This is a genomic window from Pantoea sp. B65 (genome assembly GCF_047308185.1).
GTDB lineage: Bacteria > Pseudomonadota > Gammaproteobacteria > Enterobacterales > Enterobacteriaceae > Erwinia.
Window position 1 is genome coordinate 106779 of record NZ_JAHXPU010000016.1, and the last position, 26899, is coordinate 133677.

21 protein-coding genes and 3 pseudogenes are annotated in these 26899 nt (G+C 54.4%); 17 read left to right on the plus strand and 7 right to left on the minus strand.

The window, feature by feature from the left end; all coding sequences use genetic code 11:
• Positions 1-20: 20 nt before the first annotated feature.
• Positions 21-278 carry a YfhL family 4Fe-4S dicluster ferredoxin gene (locus JWF83_RS05905; RefSeq protein ID WP_413649275.1) on the minus strand — a complete coding sequence of 86 codons (258 nt, stop codon included), beginning with the start codon at positions 276-278 and terminating at the stop codon, positions 21-23.
• A 213-nt stretch (positions 279-491) separates the two neighbouring features.
• On the opposite strand from JWF83_RS05905, the pseudogene JWF83_RS05910 reads away from it, so the two are divergent.
• The 3 genes and pseudogenes from JWF83_RS05910 to JWF83_RS05920 all read left to right on the plus strand — a co-directional run bounded on the left by JWF83_RS05910 (position 492) and on the right by JWF83_RS05920 (position 2888).
• Positions 492-1515 (plus strand): annotated as a pseudogene (locus JWF83_RS05910) (recombinase).
• Positions 1515-1778: a hypothetical protein gene (locus tag JWF83_RS05915; protein WP_413649276.1), complete on the plus strand. Its 264-nt coding sequence runs from the start codon at positions 1515-1517 to the stop codon at positions 1776-1778. The pseudogene JWF83_RS05910 and the gene JWF83_RS05915 overlap by 1 nt, the downstream one beginning before the upstream one ends.
• Positions 1779-1970: 192 nt before the next feature.
• Positions 1971-2888, plus strand: a pseudogene (locus tag JWF83_RS05920) (Rpn family recombination-promoting nuclease/putative transposase).
• Positions 2889-2985: 97 nt separating this feature from the next.
• On the opposite strand, the pseudogene JWF83_RS05925 reads toward JWF83_RS05920, so the two are convergent.
• Together JWF83_RS05925 and JWF83_RS05930 are read right to left on the minus strand one after the other, a co-directional pair.
• Positions 2986-3060, minus strand: a pseudogene (locus JWF83_RS05925) (hypothetical protein); the annotation flags it as partial.
• 233 nt (positions 3061-3293) lie between these two features.
• Positions 3294-4133 (minus strand): MurR/RpiR family transcriptional regulator, encoded by an 840-nt coding sequence (locus JWF83_RS05930; protein WP_413649277.1) that lies wholly within the window; start codon positions 4131-4133, stop codon positions 3294-3296.
• A gap of 262 nt (positions 4134-4395) precedes the next feature.
• Here JWF83_RS05930 and yfhb point away from each other — a divergent pair, with 262 nt between their 5' ends.
• Positions 4396-5034, plus strand: coding sequence for a phosphatidylglycerophosphatase C (gene yfhb, locus JWF83_RS05935; RefSeq protein WP_413649278.1), 639 nt, complete (start codon positions 4396-4398; stop codon positions 5032-5034).
• 118 nt (positions 5035-5152) lie between these two features.
• Positions 5153-5677 (plus strand): tRNA adenosine(34) deaminase TadA, encoded by a 525-nt coding sequence (gene tadA, locus JWF83_RS05940; RefSeq protein WP_413649279.1) that lies wholly within the window; start codon positions 5153-5155, stop codon positions 5675-5677.
• Positions 5678-5701: 24 nt separating this feature from the next.
• Here the strand turns inward: tadA and mltF are convergent, their stop codons facing one another.
• Complete coding sequence (gene mltF / locus JWF83_RS05945) at positions 5702-7162, minus strand: membrane-bound lytic murein transglycosylase MltF (RefSeq protein WP_413649280.1); 1461 nt, start codon at positions 7160-7162, stop codon at positions 5702-5704.
• Between the two features lie 268 nt (positions 7163-7430).
• Here mltF and purL point away from each other — a divergent pair, with 268 nt between their 5' ends.
• The 5 genes from purL to glnB all read left to right on the plus strand — a co-directional run bounded on the left by purL (position 7431) and on the right by glnB (position 16008).
• Positions 7431-11321, plus strand: coding sequence for a phosphoribosylformylglycinamidine synthase (gene purL, locus JWF83_RS05950; protein WP_413649281.1), 3891 nt, complete (start codon positions 7431-7433; stop codon positions 11319-11321).
• A gap of 672 nt (positions 11322-11993) precedes the next feature.
• Positions 11994-13421, plus strand: coding sequence for a sensor histidine kinase (locus JWF83_RS05955; RefSeq protein WP_413649282.1), 1428 nt, complete (start codon positions 11994-11996; stop codon positions 13419-13421).
• A 64-nt stretch (positions 13422-13485) separates the two neighbouring features.
• Positions 13486-14199, plus strand: coding sequence for a two-component system QseEF-associated lipoprotein QseG (gene qseG / locus JWF83_RS05960; protein ID WP_413649283.1), 714 nt, complete (start codon positions 13486-13488; stop codon positions 14197-14199).
• Positions 14196-15533 (plus strand): two-component system response regulator GlrR, encoded by a 1338-nt coding sequence (gene glrR, locus JWF83_RS05965; RefSeq protein ID WP_413649284.1) that lies wholly within the window; start codon positions 14196-14198, stop codon positions 15531-15533. The genes qseG and glrR overlap by 4 nt, the downstream gene beginning before the upstream one ends.
• Positions 15534-15669: 136 nt before the next feature.
• Positions 15670-16008 (plus strand): nitrogen regulatory protein P-II, encoded by a 339-nt coding sequence (gene glnB, locus JWF83_RS05970; protein WP_413649285.1) that lies wholly within the window; start codon positions 15670-15672, stop codon positions 16006-16008.
• A 65-nt stretch (positions 16009-16073) separates the two neighbouring features.
• On the opposite strand, the gene hmpA is transcribed toward glnB, so the two are convergent.
• Entirely contained in the window at positions 16074-17258 is a 1185-nt protein-coding gene (hmpA, locus tag JWF83_RS05975; protein ID WP_413649286.1) for an NO-inducible flavohemoprotein, read from the minus strand.
• A gap of 343 nt (positions 17259-17601) precedes the next feature.
• On the opposite strand from hmpA, the gene glyA reads away from it, so the two are divergent.
• Together glyA and JWF83_RS05985 are read left to right on the plus strand one after the other, a co-directional pair.
• A complete protein-coding gene (glyA, locus tag JWF83_RS05980; RefSeq protein ID WP_413649287.1) occupies positions 17602-18855 on the plus strand; it encodes a serine hydroxymethyltransferase in 1254 nt (417 codons plus the stop codon).
• A 92-nt stretch (positions 18856-18947) separates the two neighbouring features.
• Positions 18948-20105 carry a 3-phenylpropionate MFS transporter gene (locus JWF83_RS05985; protein ID WP_413649288.1) on the plus strand — a complete coding sequence of 386 codons (1158 nt, stop codon included), beginning with the start codon at positions 18948-18950 and terminating at the stop codon, positions 20103-20105.
• Here JWF83_RS05985 and csiE read toward each other — a convergent pair.
• The gene (csiE, locus tag JWF83_RS05990; RefSeq protein WP_413649438.1) at positions 20091-21359 is read right to left on the minus strand and encodes a stationary phase inducible protein CsiE; all 1269 of its coding nucleotides are present in this window, start codon (positions 21357-21359) and stop codon (positions 20091-20093) included. The two genes, JWF83_RS05985 and csiE, sit on opposite strands and share 15 nt — an antisense overlap.
• A gap of 179 nt (positions 21360-21538) precedes the next feature.
• Between csiE and JWF83_RS05995 the strand changes: the two genes are divergently transcribed.
• Both JWF83_RS05995 and JWF83_RS06000 read left to right on the plus strand, forming a co-directional pair.
• On the plus strand, positions 21539-22159 hold the full coding sequence (locus tag JWF83_RS05995) for a DUF1007 family protein (RefSeq protein ID WP_413649439.1): 621 nt from the start codon (positions 21539-21541) through the stop codon (positions 22157-22159).
• Complete coding sequence (locus tag JWF83_RS06000; RefSeq protein WP_413649289.1) at positions 22150-23148, plus strand: nickel/cobalt transporter; 999 nt, start codon at positions 22150-22152, stop codon at positions 23146-23148. Before JWF83_RS05995 ends, JWF83_RS06000 begins: the two co-directional genes overlap by 10 nt.
• A gap of 31 nt (positions 23149-23179) precedes the next feature.
• Here the strand turns inward: JWF83_RS06000 and suhB are convergent, their stop codons facing one another.
• A complete protein-coding gene (gene suhB / locus JWF83_RS06005) occupies positions 23180-23983 on the minus strand; it encodes an inositol-1-monophosphatase (protein WP_413649290.1) in 804 nt (267 codons plus the stop codon).
• A gap of 123 nt (positions 23984-24106) precedes the next feature.
• On the opposite strand from suhB, the gene trmJ reads away from it, so the two are divergent.
• The 3 genes from trmJ (at position 24107) to JWF83_RS06020 (ending at position 26877) form a co-directional block, all read left to right on the plus strand.
• The gene (gene trmJ, locus JWF83_RS06010; RefSeq protein ID WP_413649291.1) at positions 24107-24835 is read left to right on the plus strand and encodes a tRNA (cytosine(32)/uridine(32)-2'-O)-methyltransferase TrmJ; all 729 of its coding nucleotides are present in this window, start codon (positions 24107-24109) and stop codon (positions 24833-24835) included.
• Positions 24836-25010: 175 nt separating this feature from the next.
• A complete protein-coding gene (gene iscR / locus JWF83_RS06015) occupies positions 25011-25508 on the plus strand; it encodes a Fe-S cluster assembly transcriptional regulator IscR (protein WP_413649292.1) in 498 nt (165 codons plus the stop codon).
• A gap of 154 nt (positions 25509-25662) precedes the next feature.
• The gene (locus JWF83_RS06020) at positions 25663-26877 is read left to right on the plus strand and encodes an IscS subfamily cysteine desulfurase (protein ID WP_413649293.1); all 1215 of its coding nucleotides are present in this window, start codon (positions 25663-25665) and stop codon (positions 26875-26877) included.
• The last annotated feature ends 22 nt before the right edge of the window (positions 26878-26899 follow it).

Sequence of the window (26899 nt, forward strand, 5' to 3'; positions counted from 1 at the left end):
AATGAACACCGCGGGCGGTATCAGGATGCCGCGTGATGCATTACCACGAACTTTTCCCACAACGCCTCTTTACTTTCCGTATGCAGGGGATCGGTAATAATGGTGTTATCGATCGGACAGACCTGCTGACAGGTTGGCGTGTCGTAGTGGCCGACGCATTCGGTGCAGCAGTCGACATCAATCTGATAGATCTCATCACCCATCGAGATGGCCTGGTTTGGGCACTCCGGCTCACACATATCGCAGTTGATGCACTTCCCGGTAATTAGTAAAGCCATTTCAGTTATTTACGCTTAAAATTTATATAAATCATGAGATTACACTCTGTCCGTAAAGCGCACTTTAGAAACTGAAGTGTGTTTTCACCCAGTGTGATCCCTGTTGAAAAACCATTGCCGCAACACAAAATAGCAACACACACGTAAAACGCTCATCCTAAAGCCCTCATGTGTGAGCACAGTATTCAAGTCGGCAAATAACAGGACGTTGCTATGTCGCGAACGATAACACAAAAGATAAGTACCCCCAATGATCCCGGTCATATGGCGGCTTCAGCACGATGGGAAGAGTGTAAGCCGCCGTATACAAGCTCACCATGAGAATCTGTGTTGCGGCTGCTAAAGTCATCCTTGCCGAGTCTGGACTACTCCGCCGTTCCAGGTACGAGAAAAGTAATTATCTGCGTATCGATTTCAGTAAGGCTGGTAAAGTCACCATTTATGCTGAGTTCCCAAAAAAGATGGGACTTAAAGGGTATAAGCTTGGCGAATGGCCTGAACTGTCGTTGCAGATTGCCAGAGAGAAAGCTGCTGAGTTCTGATATAGAGTCGATTGCCAGGCTATGGATAAACATGGCTGGGGCGTCATCGGTCCATCAAAAAAATGCTATCCGGTACATGATCCTGACTGGCGTTCGCCCGATAAATGTCTCTAATCTTCGCTGGGAATACGTCGCCGATGATTTATCTGTTATAACCTATCCTGCTGGAGTGATTGGCACTCGCGGTGCCATGAAAACGCAAAAAGAGTTTTCAATTCCTGTTACTCACGAAATGAGGCTGATTTTGGAAGAGCAGAAGCGCTGGCGGGACTCGGTAGCGAATTGCAATAAAGGATATGTTTTCCTGCAACCCAGGAACCCGCGTGAGGCGTTTTCTAAACGCTCACTTGATAAGCTAATCAAACATAATAGCCCTCAAAATGCAGTGAAGGGCCATACGTCATGATGGTACAGTGAAAGGACGTTCAGGTGCTTTCAATACGATGTGTCGAAAGTTCCTCAAGAGCAACATAATAGCTCAGCTGCGCTCTCGCGGAGTATGGCGGTCGGACACCAAAGAGATAAGTATGCTCTGCATGCACCACTCAGGGAAAGAGAATGATCCTATGGCCGAGCATTACGATTTTTCGGAAGAAATTCTAAAAGAGGAAATTACACTCAAACGGCAGGCATTCACGGCGCATGAAGAAAGCATAATGGCTCAGGTGGTTTTGATAAAAAGAAGAGAAATATAATGGATGATAAGAAAGAAAATTTCAGGAAGTTCATAATTTCATTAATTGTATACGTTTGTGTACTGATATTGTCACTGTTGCTATTGATGACTAAGTTTATTGATGGGGCAAGTTTTGTTGCGGCAAATGCGATTGGGGTATTTTGTGTTTTTTTATACAAACTTTCTCCTAAGGTTTCAGAATTTTCAATTGCTGGTAATTCAGTTAAATTAAAGCAAACTCTCGATGAATCTTTAGAGATTAAAGCGCAGAGAACTGGATAAGCGTGGGATTGAGTCGAAAAAATAAAAAGAATTAAACCTGGCCGTACTATTTAGATGCTCTGCTAATGAGTATAAAGCTGAGATGTTTTTTGCCTGAAATAATTTCTTCCCGTCAGGCGGGTGAGTATATTTTAACCGCTGATGACCTGTGGTAGTGTCCTTGCATGTCAAACTGGATGACAGGTAAGGAACATGGGCACCACTCCAACCCCACATGATGCTGTATTTAAACAACTTCTCAGCCATACGGAAACTGCGCGCGACTTTTTGCAGATACATTTGCCGCCAACGCTGCTCCAGCGTTGCGATCTTAATACTCGGCAAATTACCTCAGGTAGTTTTATCGAGGATGATCTGCAATCATTCTGCTCAGATATCTTGTATTCACTGCAAGCGGGTGGCGGCGCAGGGTATATTTATTGTCTGATAGAGCATCAGAGTTCTGCCGATAAACAGATGAGCTTTCGTCTAATGCGTTATGCCATCGCGGCGATGCAGCAGCATCTTAAGGCCGGGCATAAACAGCTGCCGCTGGTGATTCCGATTCTTTTCTATCATGGGAACGAAACTCCCTATCCACATCCGATGAGCTGGCTGCAGGGATTTAGTGATCCGGAACTAGCTGGACAGGTGTATGGTGGTGACTTCCCACTGGTGGATGTGACCGTTATCCCCGACGATGAAATCATGGCCCATCGACGTATGGCGGTGCTTGAGCTGTTACAGAAACATATCCGTATTCGAGACATGTCCGAGCTACTTGAGCAACTAGTCATGCTGCTGAGTAGCGGTTACACTACAGATGAACAACTGCGAGTGCTGATAAACTATATGCTACAGGCAGGGGAGACGGCTGACCCTGAATCCTTTATCCGTGAGCTGGCACAGCGTTCACCGTAGCAGGAGGAGATACTGATGACAATCGCAGAAAAACTGGAACAGAAAGGGTTGGAGAAAGGCCTGGCAAAAGGTCGTGAGGAAGGCATTCTGCTTGGTGAGCAGAAGGGAATACTCAAAGTGGCCCGCACAATGCTGGAGAACGGGCTGGATTCTGCTGCCGTGCAGAAAATGACTGGCCTGACAGCGGATGACCTCAAACAGCTCCACTAATGGAGTCGTACTTTTAACGGCGAAGCCTCAGCCATCTTTGCCGGTGTCACGCATATAGTACGCGGCGCATTTTCTAAACCAACACGAAAGTGTAGATTCAATCTGTCAACGCAACACCCCTTTCAATTATCTCTTTCGGTGTTTTGAACTTCAGTGTCTTTCTTGGTCTGTTAAACCTGTGGCGATTCAATGCTCCCAATGATCACAGTCATAAGATGGCTTCTGTCGCCGGGGGCTGGCAGAACGTTCACCGCAACATAAGGAAACACGGATGACAATGGCAGAGAATCTTAAGCAGAAAGGGCGTCAGGAAGGGTTGCGCGTAATATGCCGGAGAGCGGTCTGGATATTGCCATTGTGCTGGTTATTTGAAAGTGTGGGCGCCTGACGCGCCGCACCATAGATTCAGACCAGCTTTTTCACCAGCGCTTCGCTGTGGCGAATATGGCTGGAGGCACGTTGCGGATCATTTTGCACCAGCGCCATAAATAGCAGGTCGGTAAGCGCCAGTTGGGCGGTGGTTGATGATATCGCCGCGCTGCGGGTCGTTTGCTCTTCGGCAACGGTATACAGGCAGTGGCTGGCACATTGTTGCAGGGTGTTTGGCGTAAAACCGGTAAAAGCCAGGACATCGGCTCCGGCCAGCCGCGCTTCCTGCGCCGCCAGGTTGATTTCCCGGCGTTCGCCGCTGTAGGAGATCGCCAGCAGCAGATCGCCGGCTTTCATCGCCTGCACACTGGCCAGTAGCGCATGCATATCCTGCTCGGCTACCGCGCTGATGCCAATTTTCATCAGTTTCCAGGAGAAGTCTTTCGCCACCAGCCCCGAGGCGCCAATGCCAACCAGCACAATACGATGTGCCGACTTCAGCAGACGCAGTGTCTCCAGCAGTTTCTCTTCGCTGTTAATATCCAGGGTGGCGCGGATCGCCGATTGCTTCTCGGCAAACAGTTTTTCGCCCACCACCTTTAACGGGTCGTCACTTAAAATCTGGTTATGAACGGTAATCGCATCTTTATCAGAGAGTGATTCGCTGAGTGCCAGTTTCAGTGCCGGAAAACCTTTATACCCCAGCTTTTGCGCGAACTTGACTACGCTGGACTGACTGACGCCGGACTCCTCCGCCAGCTTTTGCGAGCTGAGGTGACGAGCGCGATCCGGCTGCGACAGCAGGAAATCCGCCAGCCGACGTTCATTTAACGCCAGCCTCGGATAGAGCTGACGAATGCGCAGCAGTGAACTCATTCTGTGTACCTCTGATTGATAAGTCAGCCGGATAATCCATACCGCTGCCGGCTGATGTCCTGAATATGAATAACTTAGTCTACCGTGCCTGGCGGTGCGATCCATGATTAAAACAGGTAAAAAGGGTAACTCGTGCGGAAAAGTATCGATGTGGGAAAGCATCGGTTGAGTTTACCGCTTCTGACTACACTTATAATGGTAGCTCTGCGATGGCGACAGCGGTTGCCTGATAAATGGCACTATTTACCCTGAGGAGTATTTTTTGATTAAGGGATCACCAAGGCGCGTAGTATTTTTCGATTTAGACGGCACGCTGCATCAGCAGGATATGTTTGGCACTTTTATGCGCTATCTGCTGTGGCGTCAGCCGCTCAATCTGCTGCTGGTGGCGCCGCTGTTGCCGGTGGCGGGGCTGGGACTGCTGATTAAAGGGCGCGCCGCGCGCTGGCCAATGAGCCTGCTGCTGTGGGCGATCACCTTTGGTCATAGCGAGAAGCGTTTACAGCAGCGGGAACAGGCTTTTGCCCTGTGGTTCCGCCAGCGCGTGACCGCTTTTCCACTGGTGCAACAGCGTCTGACCGACTACCTGAGCAGTGAAGATGCGGATGTCTGGCTGATTACCGGCTCGCCCCAGTCGCTGGTGGTACAGGTTTACCACGATTCTCCCTTTCTGCCGCGGGTGAAGCTGATCGCCAGCCAGATGGCGCGTGGCTATGGTGGGCGGGTGCTGGCGATGCGTTGTTTAGGCCACGAGAAAGTCGCGCAGCTGGAGGACCAGATAGGCACGCCGCTGCAGTTGTACAGCGGTTACAGCGACAGTAAGCAGGATAACCCGCTGCTGTTCTTCTGCCAGCACCGCTGGCGCGTCACGCCGACCGGGCAGCTGCAGCAGCTTGAGTAGGGAGCCAAATGCGTAGGGGCGTCATGTATGCCGCCGGTGCGAGGAATTTGCACCAAACCTGGTGACGAAGTTATTGCTGCCACAGCTTTCACTTAGTCTCCTTAGCGTTTTATGTATAATGCCCCCGCTTTTCCCCCCACTGGAGACTCAGGTGAGCGATAACAACGATGAATTCTGGATGCGTCACGCCTTAACCCTGGCACAGCGGGCCTGGGATGAGGGCGAGGTGCCGGTGGGTGCGGTACTGGTGCAGGGCGATCGGGTGATTGGCGAAGGCTGGAACCGGCCGATTGGTCATCATGACCCGACCGCCCACGCCGAAATTATGGCATTGCGTCAGGGTGGCAAGGTGTTGGAAAACTATCGTCTGATCGACACCACGCTTTATGTCACTCTCGAACCCTGTGTAATGTGCGCAGGCGCGATGGTGCATAGCCGTATCGGACGTTTGGTGTTTGGTGCGCGCGATGAGAAAACCGGCGCTGCCGGTTCGCTGCTGGATGTGCTGGGACACCCGGGAATGAATCACCAGGTGCAAATGACGGAAGGGATACTGGCGCAAGAGTGCGCAGCTATGTTGAGTGATTTTTTCCGTATGCGGCGCGAACAGAAAAAAGCTTTGCGTAAAGCCGCCAATCCGTAACGGCGGCCAGCGCCGCCGTGAGCATCAGTTAAGGGCGATCACCGGTTCAACCGCCGGGTAACCCTGGCCCAGTCCGGCTTCCAGCGCCGCCTGCTGTGCCAGCTTTCTCTCCTGATCCTGCAAATACCCCTCCAGACTGACCTGATAGCGGCGGATATTCTCCACATAGGAGTAGGCTTCATGGCCGCGTGCATAACCATAGGTGGTCTGATTGTAGTAGCGTTTCTGGCTAAGCATCGGCAGACGGATTTTGACGTCGGCCCAGCTGTCAGGATTGCCTTTCTGCTTCTCGGTAAGCTTGCGTGCATCCAGCATATGCGCATATCCCATATTATACGCCGCCAGTGCGAACCAGATGCGCTCATCTTCCGGGATGGTGGACGGGACTTTTTCCATCATGCGCTGTAAATATTCGCTGCCGCCACGAATGCTCTGCTCCGGATCCAGCCGGTCATCAACATTCAGACTGTCGGCGGTATTGCGCGTCAGCATCATCAGACCGCGCACGCCGGTGGGAGAGGTGGCTTGCGGGTTCCAGTGCGACTCCTGGTAAGAGATTGCCGCCAGCAGGCGCCAGTCGATCACGCTGGCATAGCGTTCAAACAGTGGTTTGATATCCGGCAGAATGTCGTCGATGGCGCGCAGAAAGGTGCTGGTATCGACGTAGTCGAAGGCGCCGACATGGCCGAGATATTTCTCTTCCAGCCGCGCCATGGTGCCTTCTTCACCCATCTGGCTGAAGAAGTCGAGCATGGCGGCGTTGAGACTGTCGTCGTCATCGCCGCGCTGCATATACCAGGTCACCGGCTCTTCATCGGTAATATCAAAGGCCACCGCCAGCTGCGGATGAATGCGCTGCAACAGACCGATAGTCACCGAATCGCCGACGGTATAGTCGAGTTTGCCATCCGCCACCGCTTCGAGCAGCGCTTTCGGGCTCTGATCGGTTGAAATGGCCCAGTCCAGCTCGGGGTACTGACTCTGTTTCGCATTACGCAGCGTCGATAAATAAGCGGAACCGGAAGCTACCGTCAGGCGGCCTTGCAGATCGCCCAGATTTTTTGGCCGCGGTTTACCGATACGGTACACCAGCTGCTGGGACACCGAATAATAGGTGGGGCCGGTACGAAAGCGTGTCAGGCGTTCACTGTTATAATTGAGACCGGCGGCGAGGATATCGGCTTTATCGTCGTCAAGGTCGTCAAACAGGTCGCTGAGGTTTTGACGTACGGTCACTTCCAGGCGCACGCCCAGATAACCGGCGAAACGTTTTGCCAGCTCGTAGTCCATACCGGCCGGTGATTTATTGACTGTGTAGTACGTTAGCGGGGAGTTTATGGTGCTGATTCGTAATACGCCCCGCGATTTTATCTGTGCGATTCGATCTCCCGACCCCCCGTGCCAGGGGATCGATGGCCACAATGCCAGCGCCAGCAGCACGGTGATCAGCCCGATCAACAGATAATTAATTTTTAGGCGTTTCAAATAGTTATCTCTCGGTTGCCCGCAGGCCTCTGTCTCTTTCGGCAGTATTAGTTATGGTTGATTTCCCAGAGCGTGGGGCATTTTGCGCAACAAAGCGTTGCGCCGCAACTTATTCAGCAAGTTTTGCGCAATTTTAAGCCAATTCCTGTATCCGAGAAATTGTGCGCAAACGGTTTCGTTGGGGGCGCGGATTCTCTATAATAGCGCCCGCTTTCCCTGTTGCGCCCAAAGAAGCGTCGCCCGGCGCTTCGAAGACGAGAGATCTTTGATGATGGAAATTCTGCGTGGTTCGCCCGCTCTGTCGGCATTTCGTGTAAACAAACTGCTGACCCGCTTTCAGGACGCTCACCTGCCGGTGAGTGATATTTACGCTGAGTACGTCCATTTTGCTGATGTCAGCGCAGCGCTGAACGCTGACGAAAAGGCCCGCCTTCAGCGACTGTTGAAGTACGGTCCGTCTCTCGCTGAGCATGCGCCGCAAGGTCGCTTACTGCTGGTGACCCCACGTCCAGGCACTATTTCTCCATGGTCTTCCAAAGCCACCGATATTGCCCATAACTGCGACTTACCGCAGGTGCTGCGGCTGGAGCGCGGACTGGCTTTCTATCTGCAGGCGCCGCAACTAAGCGAAGCGCAGTGGTCGCAACTGGCCGGACTGCTGCATGACCGTATGATGGAGACCATCTTCACCGAGCTGGCGCAGGCTGAGCAGTTGTTTGTTCACCATCAGCCACAGCCGCTGCAGAGCGTGGATGTGTTAGGTGAAGGACGCAATGCGCTGGTGCTGGCAAACCAGAAGTTAGGTCTGGCGCTGGCGGATGATGAAATTGATTATCTGCAGACCGCGTTTGAAAAACTGGGGCGCAACCCGAACGACATCGAGCTGTATATGTTTGCCCAGGCAAACTCCGAGCACTGTCGCCATAAAATTTTCAACGCCGACTGGATTATTGATGGTCAGCAACAGCCTAAATCGCTGTTTAAAATGATTAAAAACACCTTCGAACAAACCCCGGACTATGTGCTGTCTGCTTATAAAGACAATGCTGCGGTAATGGAAGGTTCGCAGATTGGCCGCTTCTATGCCGATGCTGATAAAGGTGTGTACGACTTCCATCAGGAAGATGCCCATATTCTGATGAAGGTAGAAACCCATAACCACCCAACGGCGATTTCGCCATGGCCAGGCGCCGCTACCGGTTCCGGCGGTGAAATTCGTGATGAAGGCGCCACCGGGCGCGGTGCCAAACCGAAAGCCGGTCTGGTAGGGTTCTCGGTATCCAACCTGCGTATCCCGGGCTTTGAACAGCCGTGGGAAGAGGATTTCGGCAAACCAGACCGCATTGTTACCGCGCTGGACATTATGACCGAAGGCCCGTTGGGCGGCGCAGCATTCAATAACGAATTTGGTCGTCCGGCGCTGAATGGTTACTTCCGTACTTATGAAGAGCGCGTCAACAGTCATAACGGCGTGGAACTGCGTGGTTACCATAAGCCGATTATGCTGGCGGGCGGTATCGGTAATATCCGTGCTGACCACGTACAGAAAGGCGAAATCACCGTTGGCGCCAAACTGATTGTGCTGGGTGGACCGGCAATGAATATCGGTCTGGGCGGTGGTGCGGCTTCCTCAATGGCGTCAGGCCAGTCGGATGCCGATCTTGATTTTGCTTCGGTACAGCGTGATAACCCGGAAATGGAGCGGCGTTGTCAGGAAGTGATCGACCGTTGCTGGCAGCTGGGCGAAGACAACCCGATTCTGTTTATCCATGACGTTGGCGCTGGCGGACTGTCGAACGCGATGCCGGAACTGGTCAGCGATGGCGAGCGCGGCGGTCAGTTTAATCTGCGCGATATCCTCAACGATGAGCCGGGAATGAGCCCACTGGAAGTGTGGTGCAACGAGTCTCAGGAGCGTTATGTGCTGGCGGTTGCGCCGGAGAAACTGGCGCAGTTTGACCGCCTGTGTAAGCGTGAGCGCGCACCTTATGCGGTGATCGGCGAAGCGACCGAAGAGCTGCATCTGACCCTGTCCGACAGCCACTTCGATAATAAACCGATCGATATGCCGCTTGACGTTCTGCTGGGTAAAACGCCGAAGATGACTCGCGACGTTGCCACTCTGCAGGTTAAAGGCGAAGCGCTGGTACGCGATGGCATCTCAATTGAAGATGCGGTGAAGCGTGTACTGCATCTGCCAACCGTGGCTGAGAAAACCTTCCTCGTGACCATCGGCGACCGCAGCGTGACCGGTATGGTGGCGCGCGATCAGATGGTCGGGCCATGGCAGATCCCGGTGGCGAACTGCGCGGTAACCACCGCCAGCCTCGACAGCTATTATGGTGAAGCGATGGCGCTGGGCGAGCGTGCTCCGGTGGCGCTGCTGGATTTCGCCGCTTCCGGTCGTCTGGCGGTCGGTGAAGCGCTGACCAACATTGCCGCAACGCAGATCGGTTCGCTGAAACGCATTAAATTATCGGCAAACTGGATGGCCGCGGCCGGACACCCGGGCGAAGACGCCGGTTTGTACGCCGCGGTGAAAGCGGTTGGCGAAGAGCTGTGCCCGGCCCTTGGTATCACCATTCCGGTGGGCAAAGACTCGATGTCGATGAAAACCCGCTGGCAGCATGGCAGTGAACAGCGCGAAATGACCTCGCCGCTCTCGCTGGTGATTACCGCCTTTGCCCGCGTTGAAGATGTGCGTCGTACCGTAACGCCGCAGCTGCAGCCGCAGCAGGATAACGCGCTGCTGCTAATCGATTTAGGTGACGGCCACAACGCGCTGGGCGCCACCGCGCTGTCACAGGTTTATCGCCAGCTGGGCGACAAACCGGCTGACGTGCGTGATGCGCAGAAACTGGCTGGTTTCTTTAACGCTATTCAGACGCTGGTGGCGGATGAGAAACTGCTGGCTTACCACGACCGTTCCGACGGTGGTCTGCTGGTCACGCTGGCCGAGATGGCATTTACCGGCCACTGTGGCGTCAGCGTGGATATCGCCGCGCTGGGCAGCGATAGTCTGGCGGCCCTGTTTAACGAAGAGCTGGGGGCGGTAATTCAGGTTGCTGCTCAGCATTGTGATCAGGTCCGGCAGGTGCTGGCCGACAACGGTCTGGCAGACTGCGTCCACTACCTCGGCCAGGCGCAGAGCGGCGATCGCTTTGTGATCAGCGCCGGTGATAAAGCCGTATATAGCGAAAGCCGTACTACGCTGCGTACCTGGTGGGCGGAAACGACCTGGCAGATGCAGCGCCTGCGTGATAACCCGGTATGTGCCGACCAGGAACACGAAGCGAAGAAAAACGACAACGATCCTGGTTTAAATGTCAGCCTGACATTTAAACCGGAAGAGGATGTTGCCGCTCCGTTTATCGCCACCGGCGCGCGTCCGAAAGTTGCGGTACTGCGTGAACAGGGGGTTAACTCTCATGTGGAAATGGCGGCGGCCTGGCATCGTGCCGGTTTCGACGCGGTCGATGTACATATGAGCGATCTGCTGGCTGGCCGTCGTGGGCTGGACGACGTGCAGGCGCTGGTTGCCTGTGGTGGTTTCTCGTACGGTGACGTACTGGGCGCCGGTGAAGGCTGGGCGAAGTCGATTCTGTTTAACAGCCGCGTGCGTGATGAGTTTGAAACCTTCTTCCATCGTCCACAGACGCTGGCGCTGGGGGTGTGTAACGGCTGCCAGATGATGTCTAATCTGCGCGAACTGATCCCGGGCAGTGAGAACTGGCCGCGCTTTGTCCGTAACCAGTCCGAGCGTTTTGAAGCCCGCTTTAGCCTGGTGGAAGTGGCCGCCAGCCCGTCGCTGCTGCTCGCCGGTATGGCCGGTTCACGTATGCCCATCGCGGTTTCTCATGGCGAAGGCTTTGTCGAAGTGCGTGATAACGCGCACCTGGCGGCGCTGGAGCATCAGGGGCTGGTGGCACTGCGTTACGTCGACAACTTCGGCAACGTCACTCAGGATTATCCGGCGAACCCGAATGGCTCACCAAACGGTATTACTGCGGTATCTAACGAAAGTGGCCGCGTGACCATTATGATGCCGCATCCGGAGCGCGTATTCCGTACCGTCAGCAACTCCTGGCATCCAGCCGAGTGGGGCGAAGACAGTCCATGGATGCGTATTTTCCGCAATGCGCGTAAGCAACTGGGCTAACCCGCCTGCTAACATATCGCCAGAAGGCCGGATTGTTCCGGCCTTTTTTATGGGCTTCAGACGCGGCTGGCGGCCGGTGTTACCCCCTCCCGCACAGGGAGAATGCTGGAAAAGAAGCCGGTTATTAGCAGGTGTTGCATATTTACGACAATCACCGGGTAATGATGTCTCCAAAAGGAGACATTTAACTCATTGATTTTGCTGTGCGTCTGCGAAAATTCCGAATGCTGTTCCTTTTTGGCGACACTCTGACTGACCAGACGGTAAAATTTAATTGTGATCCAGCGCTCATTTTTTATATTTCATATACAAAACAATGACATGTAATTTTATTGAAAACATGGCACGCAGATTGCAATATATTCTGCAGTGGCTCATTCACCCTGTTATGACAGCCCTGCGCAAGCGGACAAGCGCTTCATAAAACTTCGAATGACGCACAATACGGTGCCTGCCGTCCACCAGACCGATAATAGTTCACTTTGTGACTTTATCAGACATCGGACGCAACGTTGAGTGAGGCACCACCTATTCAGAGACGCTGATATTATCTCAGCGTACCAAAAACGGCAGATTCCCTGAATCTGCCGTTTTTCTTTTCCGCACGCGCGCTTTCCTCCTGGCTCACACTCAGCTAGCATCAACAGCAGATTTTGCACAGGAATCAATTTTGTGAAGAAATGGCGTCTTTTTCCGCGTTCGCTGCGGCAACTGGTTTTGATGGCTTTTTTGCTGGTGCTGTTGCCGCTGCTGGTACTGGCCTGGCAGGCGTGGGAGAGCCTGGCGGCGCTCAGTGACCGTGCGGCAGATACCAACCGTACCACCCTCACGGATGTGCGGCGCAGCGAAGCAATGGCGCGTACCGCGCTGGAGCTGGAGCGCAGCTATCGCCAGTATTGCGTGCTGGACGATCCGATGCTGGCGCGTCTGTATCAGACGCAGCACAGCCGCTATTCACAGATGCTTGATGCGCATGCCCCGGTGCTGCCCGATATTCGTTATTATCGTAGCCTGCGTCAGTTTCTTACCCAGCTTTCCCAGCTACACTGCGAAGACAGTAACCCGGTAAAAGCCGCGGCGGAAAATCTTGTCGGCTTCTCCGAGGCGAACGGCCAGATGGTGCAGGCGACACGCGAAGTGGTCTTTTCACGCGGACTGCAACTGCAGCGCGAAATCGCCGATCGCGGTCAGTACTTTGGCTGGCAGGCCCTGATCCTGTTCCTGGTCAGTCTGGGCCTGGTATTGCTGTTTACCCGCATGATTATCGGCCCGGTGAAAGGGGTTGAGCGGATGATCAATCTGCTTGGGGAAGGACGGCCGCTGGGTAACAGCGCGCTGTTTAAAGGCCCGCGCGAGATCCGCTCTCTGGGACAACGCATCCTGTGGCTTAGCGAGCGTCTGGCATGGCTGGAGTCGCAGCGGCATGAATTTTTACGCCATATCTCGCATGAATTAAAAACGCCGCTGGCCAGTATGCGCGAGGGCACCGAATTGCTGGCCGATCAGGTTGCCGGACCGCTTACCGCCGATCAGAAAGAGGTGGTCAGCATTCTTGACCAGAGCAGTCGCCATCTGCAGAAGCTGATTGAACAACTGCTGGATTACAACCGTAAACTGGCGGACGGTCCGACGGAACTGGAAGCCGTGGCACTGGATGATATTGTTGAGATGGTAGTTTCCTCACACAGTCTCACCGCACGCGCTAAGCTGATTCACACCGAGATCGATCTTCAGGTCACGCAGTGTCATGCCGAACCGATACTGCTGATGCGTGTCATCGATAATCTCTACTCTAACGCGGTGCACTACGGTAGCGAATCCGGTAAGATCTGGTTGCGTAGTCACCAACAAGGGCAGCGTGTTTTTATTGATGTGGCGAATACCGGTACGCCGATCCCGACGGAAGAGCAGGCGATGATTTTCGAACCCTTTTTTCAGGGGAGCCTGCAGCGTAAAGGGGCGGTAAAGGGCAGTGGACTCGGGCTGAGTATTGCCAAAGATTGTATACGGCGAATGCAGGGTGATCTTCACCTGGTGGCAGCAGATGGTGATGCAGACGTTTGCTTCCGTATCGAATTAAATTTAAACGCCGGGAAATGATAAACCAATGAAATTCCATTTTTTTTCTGCCATGGCCGTCCGGTCGACCGGCAGGATCTCCGCCATGGTCTTTCCGCTGCTACTGGCCGCATGCGCGCAGCCGGCGCACCAGACACAACACCATAATAAAAAAAACGTGCTCCTGGAGCCGGAGATTAGAATCATCGATTACCTGTCGGTAAACTGTGAACGCGTCTGGCAGATTGAAGACGAAGAGAGCATGAAGAATCCCCTCTACTGGATGCGGGCCATGGATTGCGGCACGCGGCTGTCAGCGGCCGATGCGCGTGCGCAAGCGCGTCAGTGGCCGGCAGAAAACTGGCAGAATACCTTTAAACAGGGGGTATTACTGAGTAATGGCAATGTCACGCCGGTAGAGCGACGCCAGTATATGATGCATCTGGATAGCTTTGGGGTTGATTATCCGGCGTCGATTCGTCCGCTGTTGCAGTTATGGCGTGACAATCAGGCGGCGCAGTTGCAGCTGTCGGAAGCGCGCGGCCGCTACGCGCAGTTGCAACAAACCAGCGACAGCCAGCTGGATGAATTGCGTCAGCATCAGCGCAAACTGACGCGTGAACTGGCGGATACCCGCCGCAAACTGGAATCGCTGACCGATATTGAGCGCCAGTTATCATCACGCAAATCGGCGGATGTTTCCGATACCGGACATGGCCCGGATAAAAGCGACACGGCGACCGGAGGGCAAACGGATGATAGCGATCTTCCTCCGACCTCCGGTAAAGCATCTAACGCGACGGAGAGCGGCAAGCAATGATACAACGCAAATCTGCCCGGCTATTGCTGGTGGATGACGATCCCAGCCTGCTAAAGCTGCTCGGCATGCGCCTGACCAGCGAAGGTTTTCAGGTAACGACCGCCGGCAGTGGTCCTGAGGCATTGCGCCAGCTGGCTAAAGAGAAGGTAGATCTGGTTATTAGCGATCTGCGGATGGATGAAATGGATGGGCTGGCGTTATTCAGTGAGGTGCAGAAGCTGCACCCGGGGATGCCGGTGATTATCCTTACCGCCCACGGCTCGATTCCTGATGCGGTCTCGGCAACCCAGCAGGGGGTATTCAGTTTTCTGACTAAGCCGGTCGATCGCGATGCGTTGTATAAAGCGATTGATGAAGCGCTGGCGCACAGCGCACCGGTGACTGACGATGCCTGGAGCGACACTATTGTCACACGCAGCCCGCTGATGCTGCGGCTGCTGGAGCAGGCGCGCATGGTGGCGCAATCGGATGTCAGCGTATTGATCAATGGTCAGAGCGGCACCGGTAAAGAGGTGCTGGCGCAGGCGATTCATGCCGCCAGTCCGCGCGCCGGTAAGGCGTTTATCGCCATCAACTGCGGCGCGCTGCCGGAACAATTGCTCGAGTCGGAACTGTTCGGCCATGCCAAAGGCGCATTCACCGGCGCGGTAAGTTCGCGTGAGGGTCTGTTCCAGGCGGCGGAAGGCGGTACGCTGTTTTTAGATGAAATCGGCGATATGCCCCAGGCGCTGCAGGTGAAATTACTGCGTGTTCTGCAGGAACGCAAAGTGCGCCCGCTGGGCAGCAATCGCGATCTGGATATCAATGTGCGCATTATCTCCGCCACCCATCGCGACTTACCGAAAGCGATGGAGAAGAAAGAGTTTCGTGAAGATCTGTTTTACCGTCTTAATGTGGTTAACCTGCGTATTCCGGCGCTCCATGAGCGGGCGGAAGATATTCCGCTGCTGGCCAACCATCTGTTGCGGCAGACCGCCGATCGTCATAAACCTCAGGTGCGCAGTTTTTCCACTGACGCGATGAAGCGATTGCTGGCTGCCAGCTGGCCGGGCAATGTGCGTCAGCTGGTTAACGTGATTGAGCAGTGCGTGGCGCTGACGTCATCGCCGGTGATCAGTGAAGCGCTGGTGGAGCAGGCGCTGGAGGGTGAAAACACCGCCTTGCCGACTTTTGTCGAGGCGCGTAACCAGTTTGAGCTCAACTATTTGCGTAAATTATTGCAAATGACCAAAGGCAATGTCACTAACGCCGCACGTCTTGCCGGTCGTAACCGCACGGAATTTTATAAGCTGTTGTCGCGCCACGAGCTGGATGCCGCCGATTTTAAAGAGTAGTTTTTAGTGCCGCCTGGCCGCTGAGTTATGTTAGTTTAGCCAGCGCACAGAGACAGGCCGCACTTCGGTATCTGTCCGCAACACATATACTGAATGTAACCCGTCCGGCCACGGAGGGAGAGAAAAAGGGTCTGCCATGAAAAAGATTGATGCGATTATTAAACCGTTCAAACTCGATGACGTGCGTGAGTCACTGGCGGAAGTCGGTATTACCGGGATGACGGTGACCGAAGTAAAAGGCTTTGGTCGTCAGAAAGGCCACACTGAGCTGTACCGCGGTGCGGAGTATATGGTCGATTTTCTGCCAAAAGTGAAAATTGAAATTGTGGTTGCCGACGATATCGTTGATATCTGCGTTGAAACCATTATGCGCACTGCGCAAACCGGTAAAATCGGCGACGGCAAAATCTTTGTCTTTGATGTTTCTCGCGTGGTACGTATCCGTACCGGCGAAGAGGATGAAGAAGCCATTTAACGCGGTGCGTTAAATCGCCGCAGGAGTGGCATCGTAGGGGCGGCATTGATACCGCCCGTACCCGTCTACACCAGCTTATGCGGTCCAAACACTTCGTAATGGATCTGCCCGGCGTTCACGCCTGCATCCAGCAACTGCCGCACGGCGAACTGCATAAAACCAATTGGTCCGCAGAGGTAAAACTGCATATTGGCGTGCTGCAGATGCGCTTCTGCCGGGCGCAGGTCCATTAATCCTGCGCTGTGATAGCGCCCGGTATCTTCTGCGGCTGGCTGCTGATACCAGACATGGCGATAAAACGCCGGAAGTCGCGCCCCAAGCGCATTCACCTCATCACTAAAGGCATGCAGCTGGCCATTTTGCGCCGCATGTAACCAGTTCACCTGCGCGGGATGATGTCGGTCCGCCAGACTGTGCAACATCGCCAGCATTGGCGTCTGACCAACCCCTGCCGAGATCAATGTCACCGGCGTATCCGCACTGACATCGATAAAGAAATCACCGGCCGGCGCCGCCAGCTGCAACTCGTCACCGACTTTTGCCCGCTGATGCAGCCAGCCGGATACGGTACCCCGGGCTTCCTGTTTGACCGCAATGCGATAGCTGCGGCCATCCGGCGAACGGGTCAGCGAATACTGGCGAATTTCCTGATTCTCAAAACTGGCGTCATTCACCGTGATCCCCAGATACTGCCCCGGACGATAATCCGCCACCGGCTGACCATCGCTCGGGGTGAGCTCAAAACTTTTAATTAAGCTGCTTTGCGTCGCAATCTCACTGATGTGGAAGGTACGGGTATTGCGCCAGCCACCGACTTTTTGCTCCGCTTGCTGATAAATCGCTGCTTCGCGCTGAATAAAGACACTGGCCAGTACGCCCCAGGCTTTGCCCCAGGCTTCCAGTACCTCATTGCCCGGGCTCAGCCGTTCATCAATGGTCGCCAGCAGATGCTTACCGACAATCTGATACTGTTCCGGCTGAATATTGAGGCTGGCGTGTTTCTGCGCGATCCGCTCTACCGCCGGTAAAATCGCCGCCAGATTTTCAATGTTAGTGGCGTAAGCGCAGATGGCATTGAATAACGCTTCACGCTGATCGCCGTTGCGCTGGTTGTTCATATTGAACACATCTTTCAGTTCAGGATTGTGCGACAGCATGCGCTGGTAAAAGTGATCGGTCAGTGCCGGGCCGGTGGCGGCGATAGCCGGAATGGTTGATTTAATGGTGGCGATGGTGCGGGCATCAAGCATGGTGTTACTCCTCAGGAAGACGGTTTTTATAAAGATGTATTTTAAATGCATCTTATAGCGCAGCGCTGAAGTTTGTAAATAACCCGCGGTAAAAAATGGTTTTAAAGCACCGCGCCCACCCTGACCATGGTGAAAAAAATGCATCTGCAGATGAAGAACTATCCTGCAGGAAAAGCTTGCAAAAATGCTAATAAACCCTCGCCGGCGCTGGAGCCAATCGTTTGCGTAAAAAGCTGCCTTTGCTGCTATCCAATAGCCGGCAAAACAGTTTAAACTGTGGGTCTGCGCCCTTAAGGGCCATTCACTGCCGTTTTTATAAAGTTAGCTGAGTCAGGAGATGCGGATGTTAAAGCGTGATATGAACATTGCCGATTATGATGCCGAGTTGTGGCAGGCGATGGAGCAAGAGAAAGTGCGTCAGGAAGAGCACATTGAGCTGATTGCTTCTGAAAACTACACCAGCCCGCGTGTTATGCAGGCGCAAGGTTCACAGCTGACTAACAAATACGCCGAAGGCTATCCAGGCAAACGTTACTACGGCGGCTGCGAATATGTGGATATCGTTGAGCAACTGGCCATCGACCGTGCGAAAGAGCTGTTTGGCGCCGATTACGCCAACGTGCAGCCGCACTCCGGTTCGCAGGCTAACTTTGCGGTTTACACTGCGCTGCTGCAGCCGGGCGACACCATTCTGGGGATGAACCTGGCGCACGGTGGTCACCTGACTCACGGTTCTCCGGTCAACCTGTCCGGTAAGCTGTATAACGTGGTGCCTTACGGCATCGACGAAACCGGTAAAATCGATTACGAAGAACTGGCTGCGCAGGCGCAGAAATATCAGCCGAAAATGATTATCGGTGGTTTCTCTGCCTATTCTGGCGTTTGCGACTGGGCAAAAATGCGTGAAATCGCTGACAGCATTGGTGCTTATCTGTTTGTGGATATGGCGCACGTTGCCGGTCTGGTTGCCGCTGGCGTATACCCAAACCCGGTTCCTCACGCTCATATCGTGACCACCACCACGCACAAAACGCTGGCTGGCCCACGCGGCGGTCTGATTCTGGCGCAAGGCGGTGATGAAGATCTGTACAAAAAACTGAACTCTGCCGTGTTCCCTGGCGGCCAGGGCGGCCCGCTGATGCACGTGATCGCCGGTAAAGCGGTGGCGCTGAAAGAAGCCATGGAACCTGAGTTCAAGGTATATCAGCAGCAGGTGGCTAAAAACGCCAAAGCGATGGTTGAAGTGTTCCTCGAACGCGGCTACAAAGTGGTTTCCGGCGGTACGCACAACCACCTGTTCCTGCTGGATCTGGTGGATAAAAACCTGACCGGTAAAGAAGCGGATGCGGCGCTGGGCCGTGCTAACATCACGGTTAACAAAAACAGCGTGCCTAACGATCCGAAGAGCCCGTTTGTCACTTCCGGTATCCGTATCGGTTCACCGGCAGTTACCCGCCGCGGCTTCAAAGAAGCTGAAGTGCGTCAGCTGGCTGGCTGGATTGTTGATATCCTCGATAATATCAACGACGAAGGCAATATCGAACGCGTGAAACAGCAAGTGCTGGAGATCTGCGCGCGCTTCCCGGTTTACGCTTAAGTCGACCTTTGCCAGGCAGCCCGACTGCCTGGCATAAAATTGCTTCTTAATCCTTTCTCTGCCAGAGTATCGCCCTCATTGTCGGAGGGAAAATGGCAATCCGTTCTGCGTACTGGCTGGGTCTGGCCTGGTTTACTTATTTCTTCGCTTATGGCGTTTATCTGCCGTTCTGGGCTGTCTGGCTAAAAGATACCGGTCTTGATGCCGGGAAAATCGGCTTACTGCTTGGCGCTGGTATGATCGCGCGCTTTACCGGCAGCTTACTGATCGCCTCTCAGGTTAAAAATCCTGCGCAACTGGTCACCGCCCTGCGCCTGTTGGCTCTGCTGACCGGGCTGTTTGTGCTGGGCTTCTGGTTCAGCCATCAGTGGTGGTGGTTACTGCTGGTAATGACTGGTTTCAATCTGTTTTTCTCCCCCTTAGTGCCGCTTAGCGATGCGCTGGCGGCGACCTGGCAACGCCAGATCGCGCTGGAGTATGGGCCGGTGCGCCTGTGGGGATCGCTGGCGTTTGTCGTCAGCTCGGCACTCACCGGGGTGCTGGTCAGTGCCTGGTCGGCACAGGCGATTCTGCTGCTGCTGACCGGCGGTGTGGTCACGCTGTTTGCCGGCATGACCCTCCGACCGGCAGTGATGCCGGCCGGAGGGTTAAAACAGGGGGAGCATGCCGGCTGGCCGGTCTGGCGTCGTTTGTTGCAGGAGAATGCGGTCTGGCGCTTTTTGCTCTGCGTTACCCTCCTGCAGGGCGCACACGCTGCTTACTACGGTTTCAGTGCGATTTACTGGCAGGAGGCGGGCTATTCCGCCAGTACCGTCGGTTACTTGTGGTCGCTGGGGGTGGTGGCGGAAATCATTATCTTTGCTGCCAGCGGGCGTCTGTTTCGCCGCTGGAGCGCGCGCGATTTGCTGTTGCTGTCGGGCGTCTGTGCGCTGGTGCGCTGGAGCCTGATGGGCGCCACAACGGCGCTGCCATGGCTGATGGTGGCGCAGATTTTACACTGCGGCAGTTTTACTATCTGTCATTTAGCCGCCATACGCTTTATTGCAGCCCGCCAGGGCGGCGAAGTGATCCGTCTGCAGGCGGTCTACTCGGCGCTGGCGATGGGCGGCGGCATTGCGCTGATGACCATGGTGTGCGGTCTGCTGTATCAGCATCTGCACGGCGGGTTATTCTGGGTGATGGCACTGGTGACACTACCGGCGCTGTTTCTGCGTCCGGCGATTGCTGCGCAATCCTCAGGCCTCAAGTAGCGTGCGGATCCGTCGCTGCTGTTTATCACTGAGTGGTAATTCCGCATGGATCAGCGGCGGTGAATAGAGCGGCAGCGGGGTGGCGTAAGGAGTGATCACCAGTGCGGTATCTTTCGGCGCGCCCTCGCGTTGAAATTGTTGCATATCCTGATATTTGATATTGAGCGGCAGCAGCGTCATTTCACGCAGCTGCAGCTCAATCTCCTGCTCAAGCGCCTCATCATCGCCGGTTAATAACAGCACCTGTTTCTCCTGCATGGCGCTTTCCTGCATCAGCCAGGCGCCAAAAATAATCGCGACCAGCACGGATTCCTGCGGCGAAAACTGCACGCCATAGTGACTCTCAAAGGGGGCGATGGCGCTACGGGTGGTGCGTAACAGGCGCGGATAGAGTCGGGTTATCTCTTCCATCAGGCTGCCGTCGATACCGATGGCGAAATAGCTGCGGTCGAGCGCCTGTGCCAGATGCGTATACAGCTGGCTGGTCAGTCCCTCTTCATCGTTAAAGTGCATACCGGACAGCGTCTGAAAACGCTGTATCAGCAGCTTCACCGCCTGCATCAGATGGTGTTCATTGTCATGCCCGATGGCGTCGGTGGTCGGCGTATGAATGATACTGAACAACAGCGCGTAGAAATCGATTTCGTTAGCATGGGGCGCCGATCTGCAGCGTTTCTGCCAGTGTCGCACCACCTCTTCCGCCGCCAGTCGTTCGGCTTTGCTCGCCAGCCATTGTTGCTGCGCCGGCGTAAAATCAATATAACTGCGCTGACAGAGTGAGAACTGCATAAACAGCTGCAGTAGCTGACGATCGCGCGCGCTAAAGTTGCGGTTCAGCCGCGTGCCGCAGTGCTGTATCAGCGCCTGCAGATTCTTCTCGTCATATACCGCCTTTTCAATCTGGCAGGTTTTCAGCCACTGCCGTATGGCCGGGGCAAACTGCTGTTCGACAAAATCAGGGGTAAGCCGCAATGCACGGCGTAGCCAGTGCAGCAGACAGAGGCGCAGGTCAAGTTCCGCGCCTTGCAGCCGAAAGCTGCCATCCGGCAGGTGGTGAATATCAAGCTGATGGTAGCGCTGGATTTCTTCACCAACCTCCGCTATATCTTGCCGGGTAAGATGGTGCTCGACACCATTTAGCAGGCTCACAGAATCTATTGTGACAGTAGAATCAGGCAGATAAAGCGCTAAAAGCAGATGGCAACGACGCTGAAAATCGGAGAATTGAGGTGCAGTGGATGGCGCTTCACTCATCATTCGCTATTCCAGTGGTCATAACAGAGCTAAGAATAGCCAAAAAACATGACATTAACGGGTAACCCGGCGTTTTTTGTTCAGACGTTTTAGGCGGGTCACAGAATTTTTTATCAGGAACGCAAATGAAGCAGAATTTGTTACATTATAACACTGTATTGCGCCGGATTTCTGGCTTTATGATGGTCCTGATTACGCTACTGCTATCGCCGTCGCTGGCGGCACATCCACACAGTTTTATTGCGCTGAAAACCACCCTGGTGAGCAATCAGCCCGGCACGCTGAATGGTCTGCATATGGTATGGAAGATGGATGAAATCACCTCGTCAGATCTGCTGTACGATGCCGGCAATGCAAAGCCTGACTCGGTGGTATGGAAAAAGCTGGCGGCGGAAGTGATGGCTAACGTGCTTGGACAACACTATTTCACTGAGTTCTGGCATAACGGCCAGCGGGTGAAGTTTGACAACTTACCGATGGAGTACCATCTCACGCGGGAAGGGCACCAGGCGGTGCTGACTTTTGTGTTGCCGCTGGCTGAACCGCAACGTTTAACCGGACAGACCTATACCTTTATGACTTTTGATCCCACCTACTTTGTCGATATGTTTTATGACGATGATAAATCGCTACAGTTGCCGCAGGCATTACAACATCAGTGCAAAATGAGCCTGAAAACCCCAAAACCCGATGCATCAATGCAGGCCTATGCGCTGTCGCTGGATAAAGCCGATGCGCCGGCGGAAGAGATGGATCTGGGGCGGCAATTTGCGCAAACGGTAACGCTGGCATGTCAGTAAGCCTGACGAGGCGAAAATCTGCCGGGCGCGGGCGGCTTATCGCACCGTTACTGCTGTCGGCGTTACTGCTGGCCACGGCCGGATTATGGCTGTGGCAGCAGTGGCCGCAGCTGTTACTGCAGAGTGTGCTGTGGCAGAAAACCCTGCACCAGCAAATGACGGCATTACTGCAGCAGGTGGAACTGAATCCGCAGCAGACCGGGCTGACATTACTGGGTTTCAGCGTGATATACGGCATTCTGCACGCCGCTGGTCCCGGCCATGGCAAGGTGGTGATCGCCACGTTTCTGGCGACCCATCCCACCAAAGTGAAAACCAGTTTACAGCTCACCCTGGCCGCTGCGGTGGTACAGGGACTGATGGGGATCGCGCTGGTGACGCTGTTGCTGGTGGTGCTGAAGCTATCGTCGCGCCAGTTGCATCTCAGTAGTTACTGGCTGGAGAAGGGCAGTTATCTGATGGTTATCGCGCTGGGCGGCTGGTTATGCCTGCGCGCGCTACGCCAGCTGTGGCGGCTGCTGCGCCCGGCGGCAAGCGGCAGGATCATCGCGCTTCGCCCCGTCGACCATCTGCATCATGCGGATTGCGGCTGTGGCCATCAGCATGTCGCCGATCGTCGGCAGCTGGCGCGGGCGGTGGGCTGGAAGACGAAAACCGTGGTGGTGCTGTCGATGGGGTTGCGGCCCTGTTCCGGCGCGCTGATGATGCTGCTATTTTCGAAAGTGATTGGCGTCTATCTGTGGGGCGTATTGTCAGCCATAGCGATGGCGCTGGGAACCGCGCTGACCGTCTCGGCGATGGCGCTGCTGGTGCAAACCTCACGGGCGCTGGCGGGCAGGCTGAGTCGTCACACCACTGCCGCAGGCTGGCAAAAAGTTGCGCTGCAGAGTATCGGACTGGCCGGTGGGGTAGTGTTGATTATCGCCGGGGTGATGCTCTGGCAGAGCGCGCAGCCGGCAATAGCAGGCGGCATCCGCGGTATTTTATAAGCAGGCCGCGGTTAACGGCCTGCCCGGGCGATTAACGCTTCAGCGCTTCGCTCAGTTCGTCGCGCATATTCGCCAGCAGCGCTTTTACCACGCGCGGGTTACCGGCAACGATATTACCCGATGAGAGATAGTTGTGGCCGCCAACGAAGTCGGTTACCAGACCACCGGCTTCACGTACCAGTAATTCACCGGCAGCGAAATCCCATGGCTTCAGGCCAATCTCAAAATAACCATCAACGCGACCGGCAGCGACGTAAGCCAGATCCAGCGCAGCTGAACCGGTACGACGGAAGTCTGCGCACTGGGTGAACAGTTTGCCGACGATATTAATAAATGGCGTGGCATGCTGTTTTAATTTGAACGGGAAACCGGTGGCCAGAATGGTGCCATCCAGATCGCGGGCAGTGCTGCCGCGCAGACGATAGCCATTCAGCTGGGTGCCCTGACCGCGTACCGCGCTGAACAGTTCATTACGCATAGGATCGTAAACCACGGCGACTTCGGTACGGCCTTTAATGCGTACGGCGATTGAGACGGCGAAGTGGGGTAAACGTTTGATGAAGTTGGTAGTGCCATCCAGTGGATCGATAACCCATTGCACATCCTGATCTTCACCCGCCAGTTCACCACTCTCTTCAGTAATAATGGTGTGTTGCGGATAAGATTTGCGAATCACCTCGATAATCAGGCGTTCAGCTTCGCGGTCAACATTAGTTACGAAGTCGTTGCTGCCTTTCTGGCTCGCTTCAACTGCGTCCGGGGTTTCATAATTCTTGGTAATTAAATTTCCGGCCTTGCGCGCAGCGCGCACGGCGATGTTGAGCATCGGATGCATCAGTATCTCTCACTGGATGTTAAAGAACGGGGGAAAACGGCGCGGAGTATAGCAGGGAGTTCGGATAATGTCCTGGGTTTATGTTAGCATTACTCAATTATCTCACAGACGCCTTAAATTTCTATGCTGCAGAACATTCGTATTGTGCTGGTTGAAACCTCTCATACCGGCAACATGGGCTCCGTCGCACGTGCGATGAAAACCATGGGCCTGACCAACCTTTATCTGGTTAATCCGCTGGTTAAACCAGACTCGCAGGCGATCGCACTGGCCGCCGGCGCCAGCGACGTGATTGGCGACGCCAAAATTGTCGACACCTTTGATGAAGCGATTGCCGGTTGTCGGCTGGTGGTCGGTACCAGCGCGCGTTCGCGTTCGCTGCCGTGGCCGATGCTCGATCCGCGCGAGTGCGGCATTAAAAGCGTGCAGGAAGGCCAGCAGGCGCCGGTGGCGCTGGTGTTTGGTCGCGAACGCGTCGGCCTGACCAACGAAGAGCTGCAGAAGTGTCATTATCATGTGGCGATTGCCGCCAACCCGGAGTACAGCTCGCTGAACCTGGCGATGGCGGTACAGATCATCGCTTATGAAGTCCGTATGGCTTTTCTGCAGTCGCAGGAAGCGCCACAGCCGGCGTTTGCCGAGTCACCCTATCCGCTGGTCGATGATCTGGAGCGTTTCTATCAGCATATGGAGCAGCTGATGGTGGGAACCGGCTTTATTCGTGCGGCCAATCCGGGCCAGGTAATGAGCAAAATGCGCCGTTTGTATACCCGCGCGCGTCCGGAAAGAGATGAACTCAATATCCTGCGTGGGATGTTTTCCTCTCTGGAAAAAAGCAAAGGCGAAAAATAACACCCTAATTAGTAAGGTATTTATCCCTGGTATAGCGGTTTTTCCGAAAAAAATAATACTTGAGTGTTTTACCTGGTTAAATAGTTGACCAAAACACTCAGGAATGTCAGACTTGCGTCCATACATTGTTCACAGCTCCCCCGACAGCCGGGGTCTAACCGAGGTCGCAAAAGCTATGAGACTGACATCTAAAGGCCGTTATGCCGTTACCGCCATGCTTGACGTTGCACTGCACTCTCATGAAGGCCCTGTGCCGTTAGCGGATATTTCAGAACGTCAGGGGATTTCTCTCTCCTATCTGGAGCAGCTGTTCTCGCGCTTGCGTAAAAATGGCCTGGTTTCCAGCGTGCGTGGCCCGGGCGGCGGTTATCTGCTGGGTAAAGACTCGGCAGCGATCGCGGTGGGGGCGGTGATCACCGCCGTTGATGAATCCGTTGATGCCACCAAATGTCAGGGTAAAGAGGGTTGCCAGGGCGGTGAACGCTGCCTGACCCACGTGCTGTGGCGCGACCTGAGCGAGCGCATTACTGATTTTCTGAACAATATTACGCTGGCTGAGCTGGTTAACAATCAGGAAATCCTGGATGTCGCCGATCGCCAGAACAGCATTGAAGCCCGTCGTTTACCGCACGGTCGCATCCAGGAAACGATTAACGTTAATTTACGCGCTTAATCGCCTGCCAGATAAGCTAAGACGATTTTAATGCGGCGACTGTGGTCGCCGCAACGCTATAGCGCTTTTCACCTCGATGTGAAAAGCGTAAAAAAACAAAATGGCAGTATCAGTCGTATAAAAATATTGAAGCGATGTACGGAGCTTAAGAGCAATGAAATTACCGATTTATCTGGATTACTCCGCAACCACGCCGGCTGACCCGCGTGTTGCTGAGAAGATGATGCAGTTCCTGACCCTGGATGGCACATTCGGTAACCCGGCTTCCCGCTCCCACCGTTTTGGGTGGCAGGCAGAAGAGGCGGTGGATATCGCGCGTAACCAGGTTGCAGAGCTGGTAGGCGCCGATCCGCGCGAAATCGTGTTTACTTCCGGTGCAACCGAGTCCGACAATCTGGCGATCAAAGGTGCGGCGACTTTCTATCAGAAGAAAGGCAAGCACATCATTACCTGTAAAACCGAACATAAAGCGGTGCTGGATACCTGCCGTCAGCTGGAACGTGAAGGATTTGACGTCACTTATCTGGCTCCGCAGCGCAACGGTATCGTTGATCTGAAAGCCCTCGAAGAGGCGATGCGTGACGACACCATTCTGGTCTCTATCATGCACGTCAATAATGAAATCGGCGTGGTGCAGGATATCGCGGCAATCGGCGAATTGTGTCGTGCGCGTGGCGTGCTATATCACGTTGATGCGACGCAGAGCGTGGGTAAACTGCCTATCGATCTGAGCCAGCTGAAAGTCGATCTGATGTCTTTCTCCGCGCATAAAATCTACGGGCCGAAAGGTATTGGCGCGCTCTATGTGCGTCGTAAGCCACGTATCCGTCTGGAAGCGCAAATCCACGGTGGCGGCCATGAGCGCGGCATGCGTTCCGGCACCCTGCCGGTGCATCAGATCGTCGGCATGGGCGAAGCTTACCGTATCGCTAAAGAAGAGATGAACAGTGAAATGGATCGTCTGCGCACTCTGCGTAACCGTCTGTGGAACGGCATCAACGATATTGAAGAAGTTTATTTGAACGGTGACCTTGAACTGGGCGCGCCAAATATTCTCAACGTCAGTTTTAACTACGTTGAAGGCGAGTCACTGATCATGGCGCTGAAAGACCTGGCTGTATCTTCTGGTTCGGCATGTACCTCTGCCAGCCTGGAACCTTCCTATGTGTTGCGCGCGCTGGGCATGACGGATGAGCTGGCACATAGCTCGATCCGCTTCTCGCTCGGCCGTTTCACCACTGAAGAAGAGATCGATTACACCATTGCGCTGGTGCGTAAATCCATTGGCCGTCTGCGCGACCTTTCCCCGCTGTGGGAAATGTTTAAAGCCGGTGTGGATATCAGCAGCATCGAATGGTCACATCATTAATTTGTTCCGCAATCAGGAGACA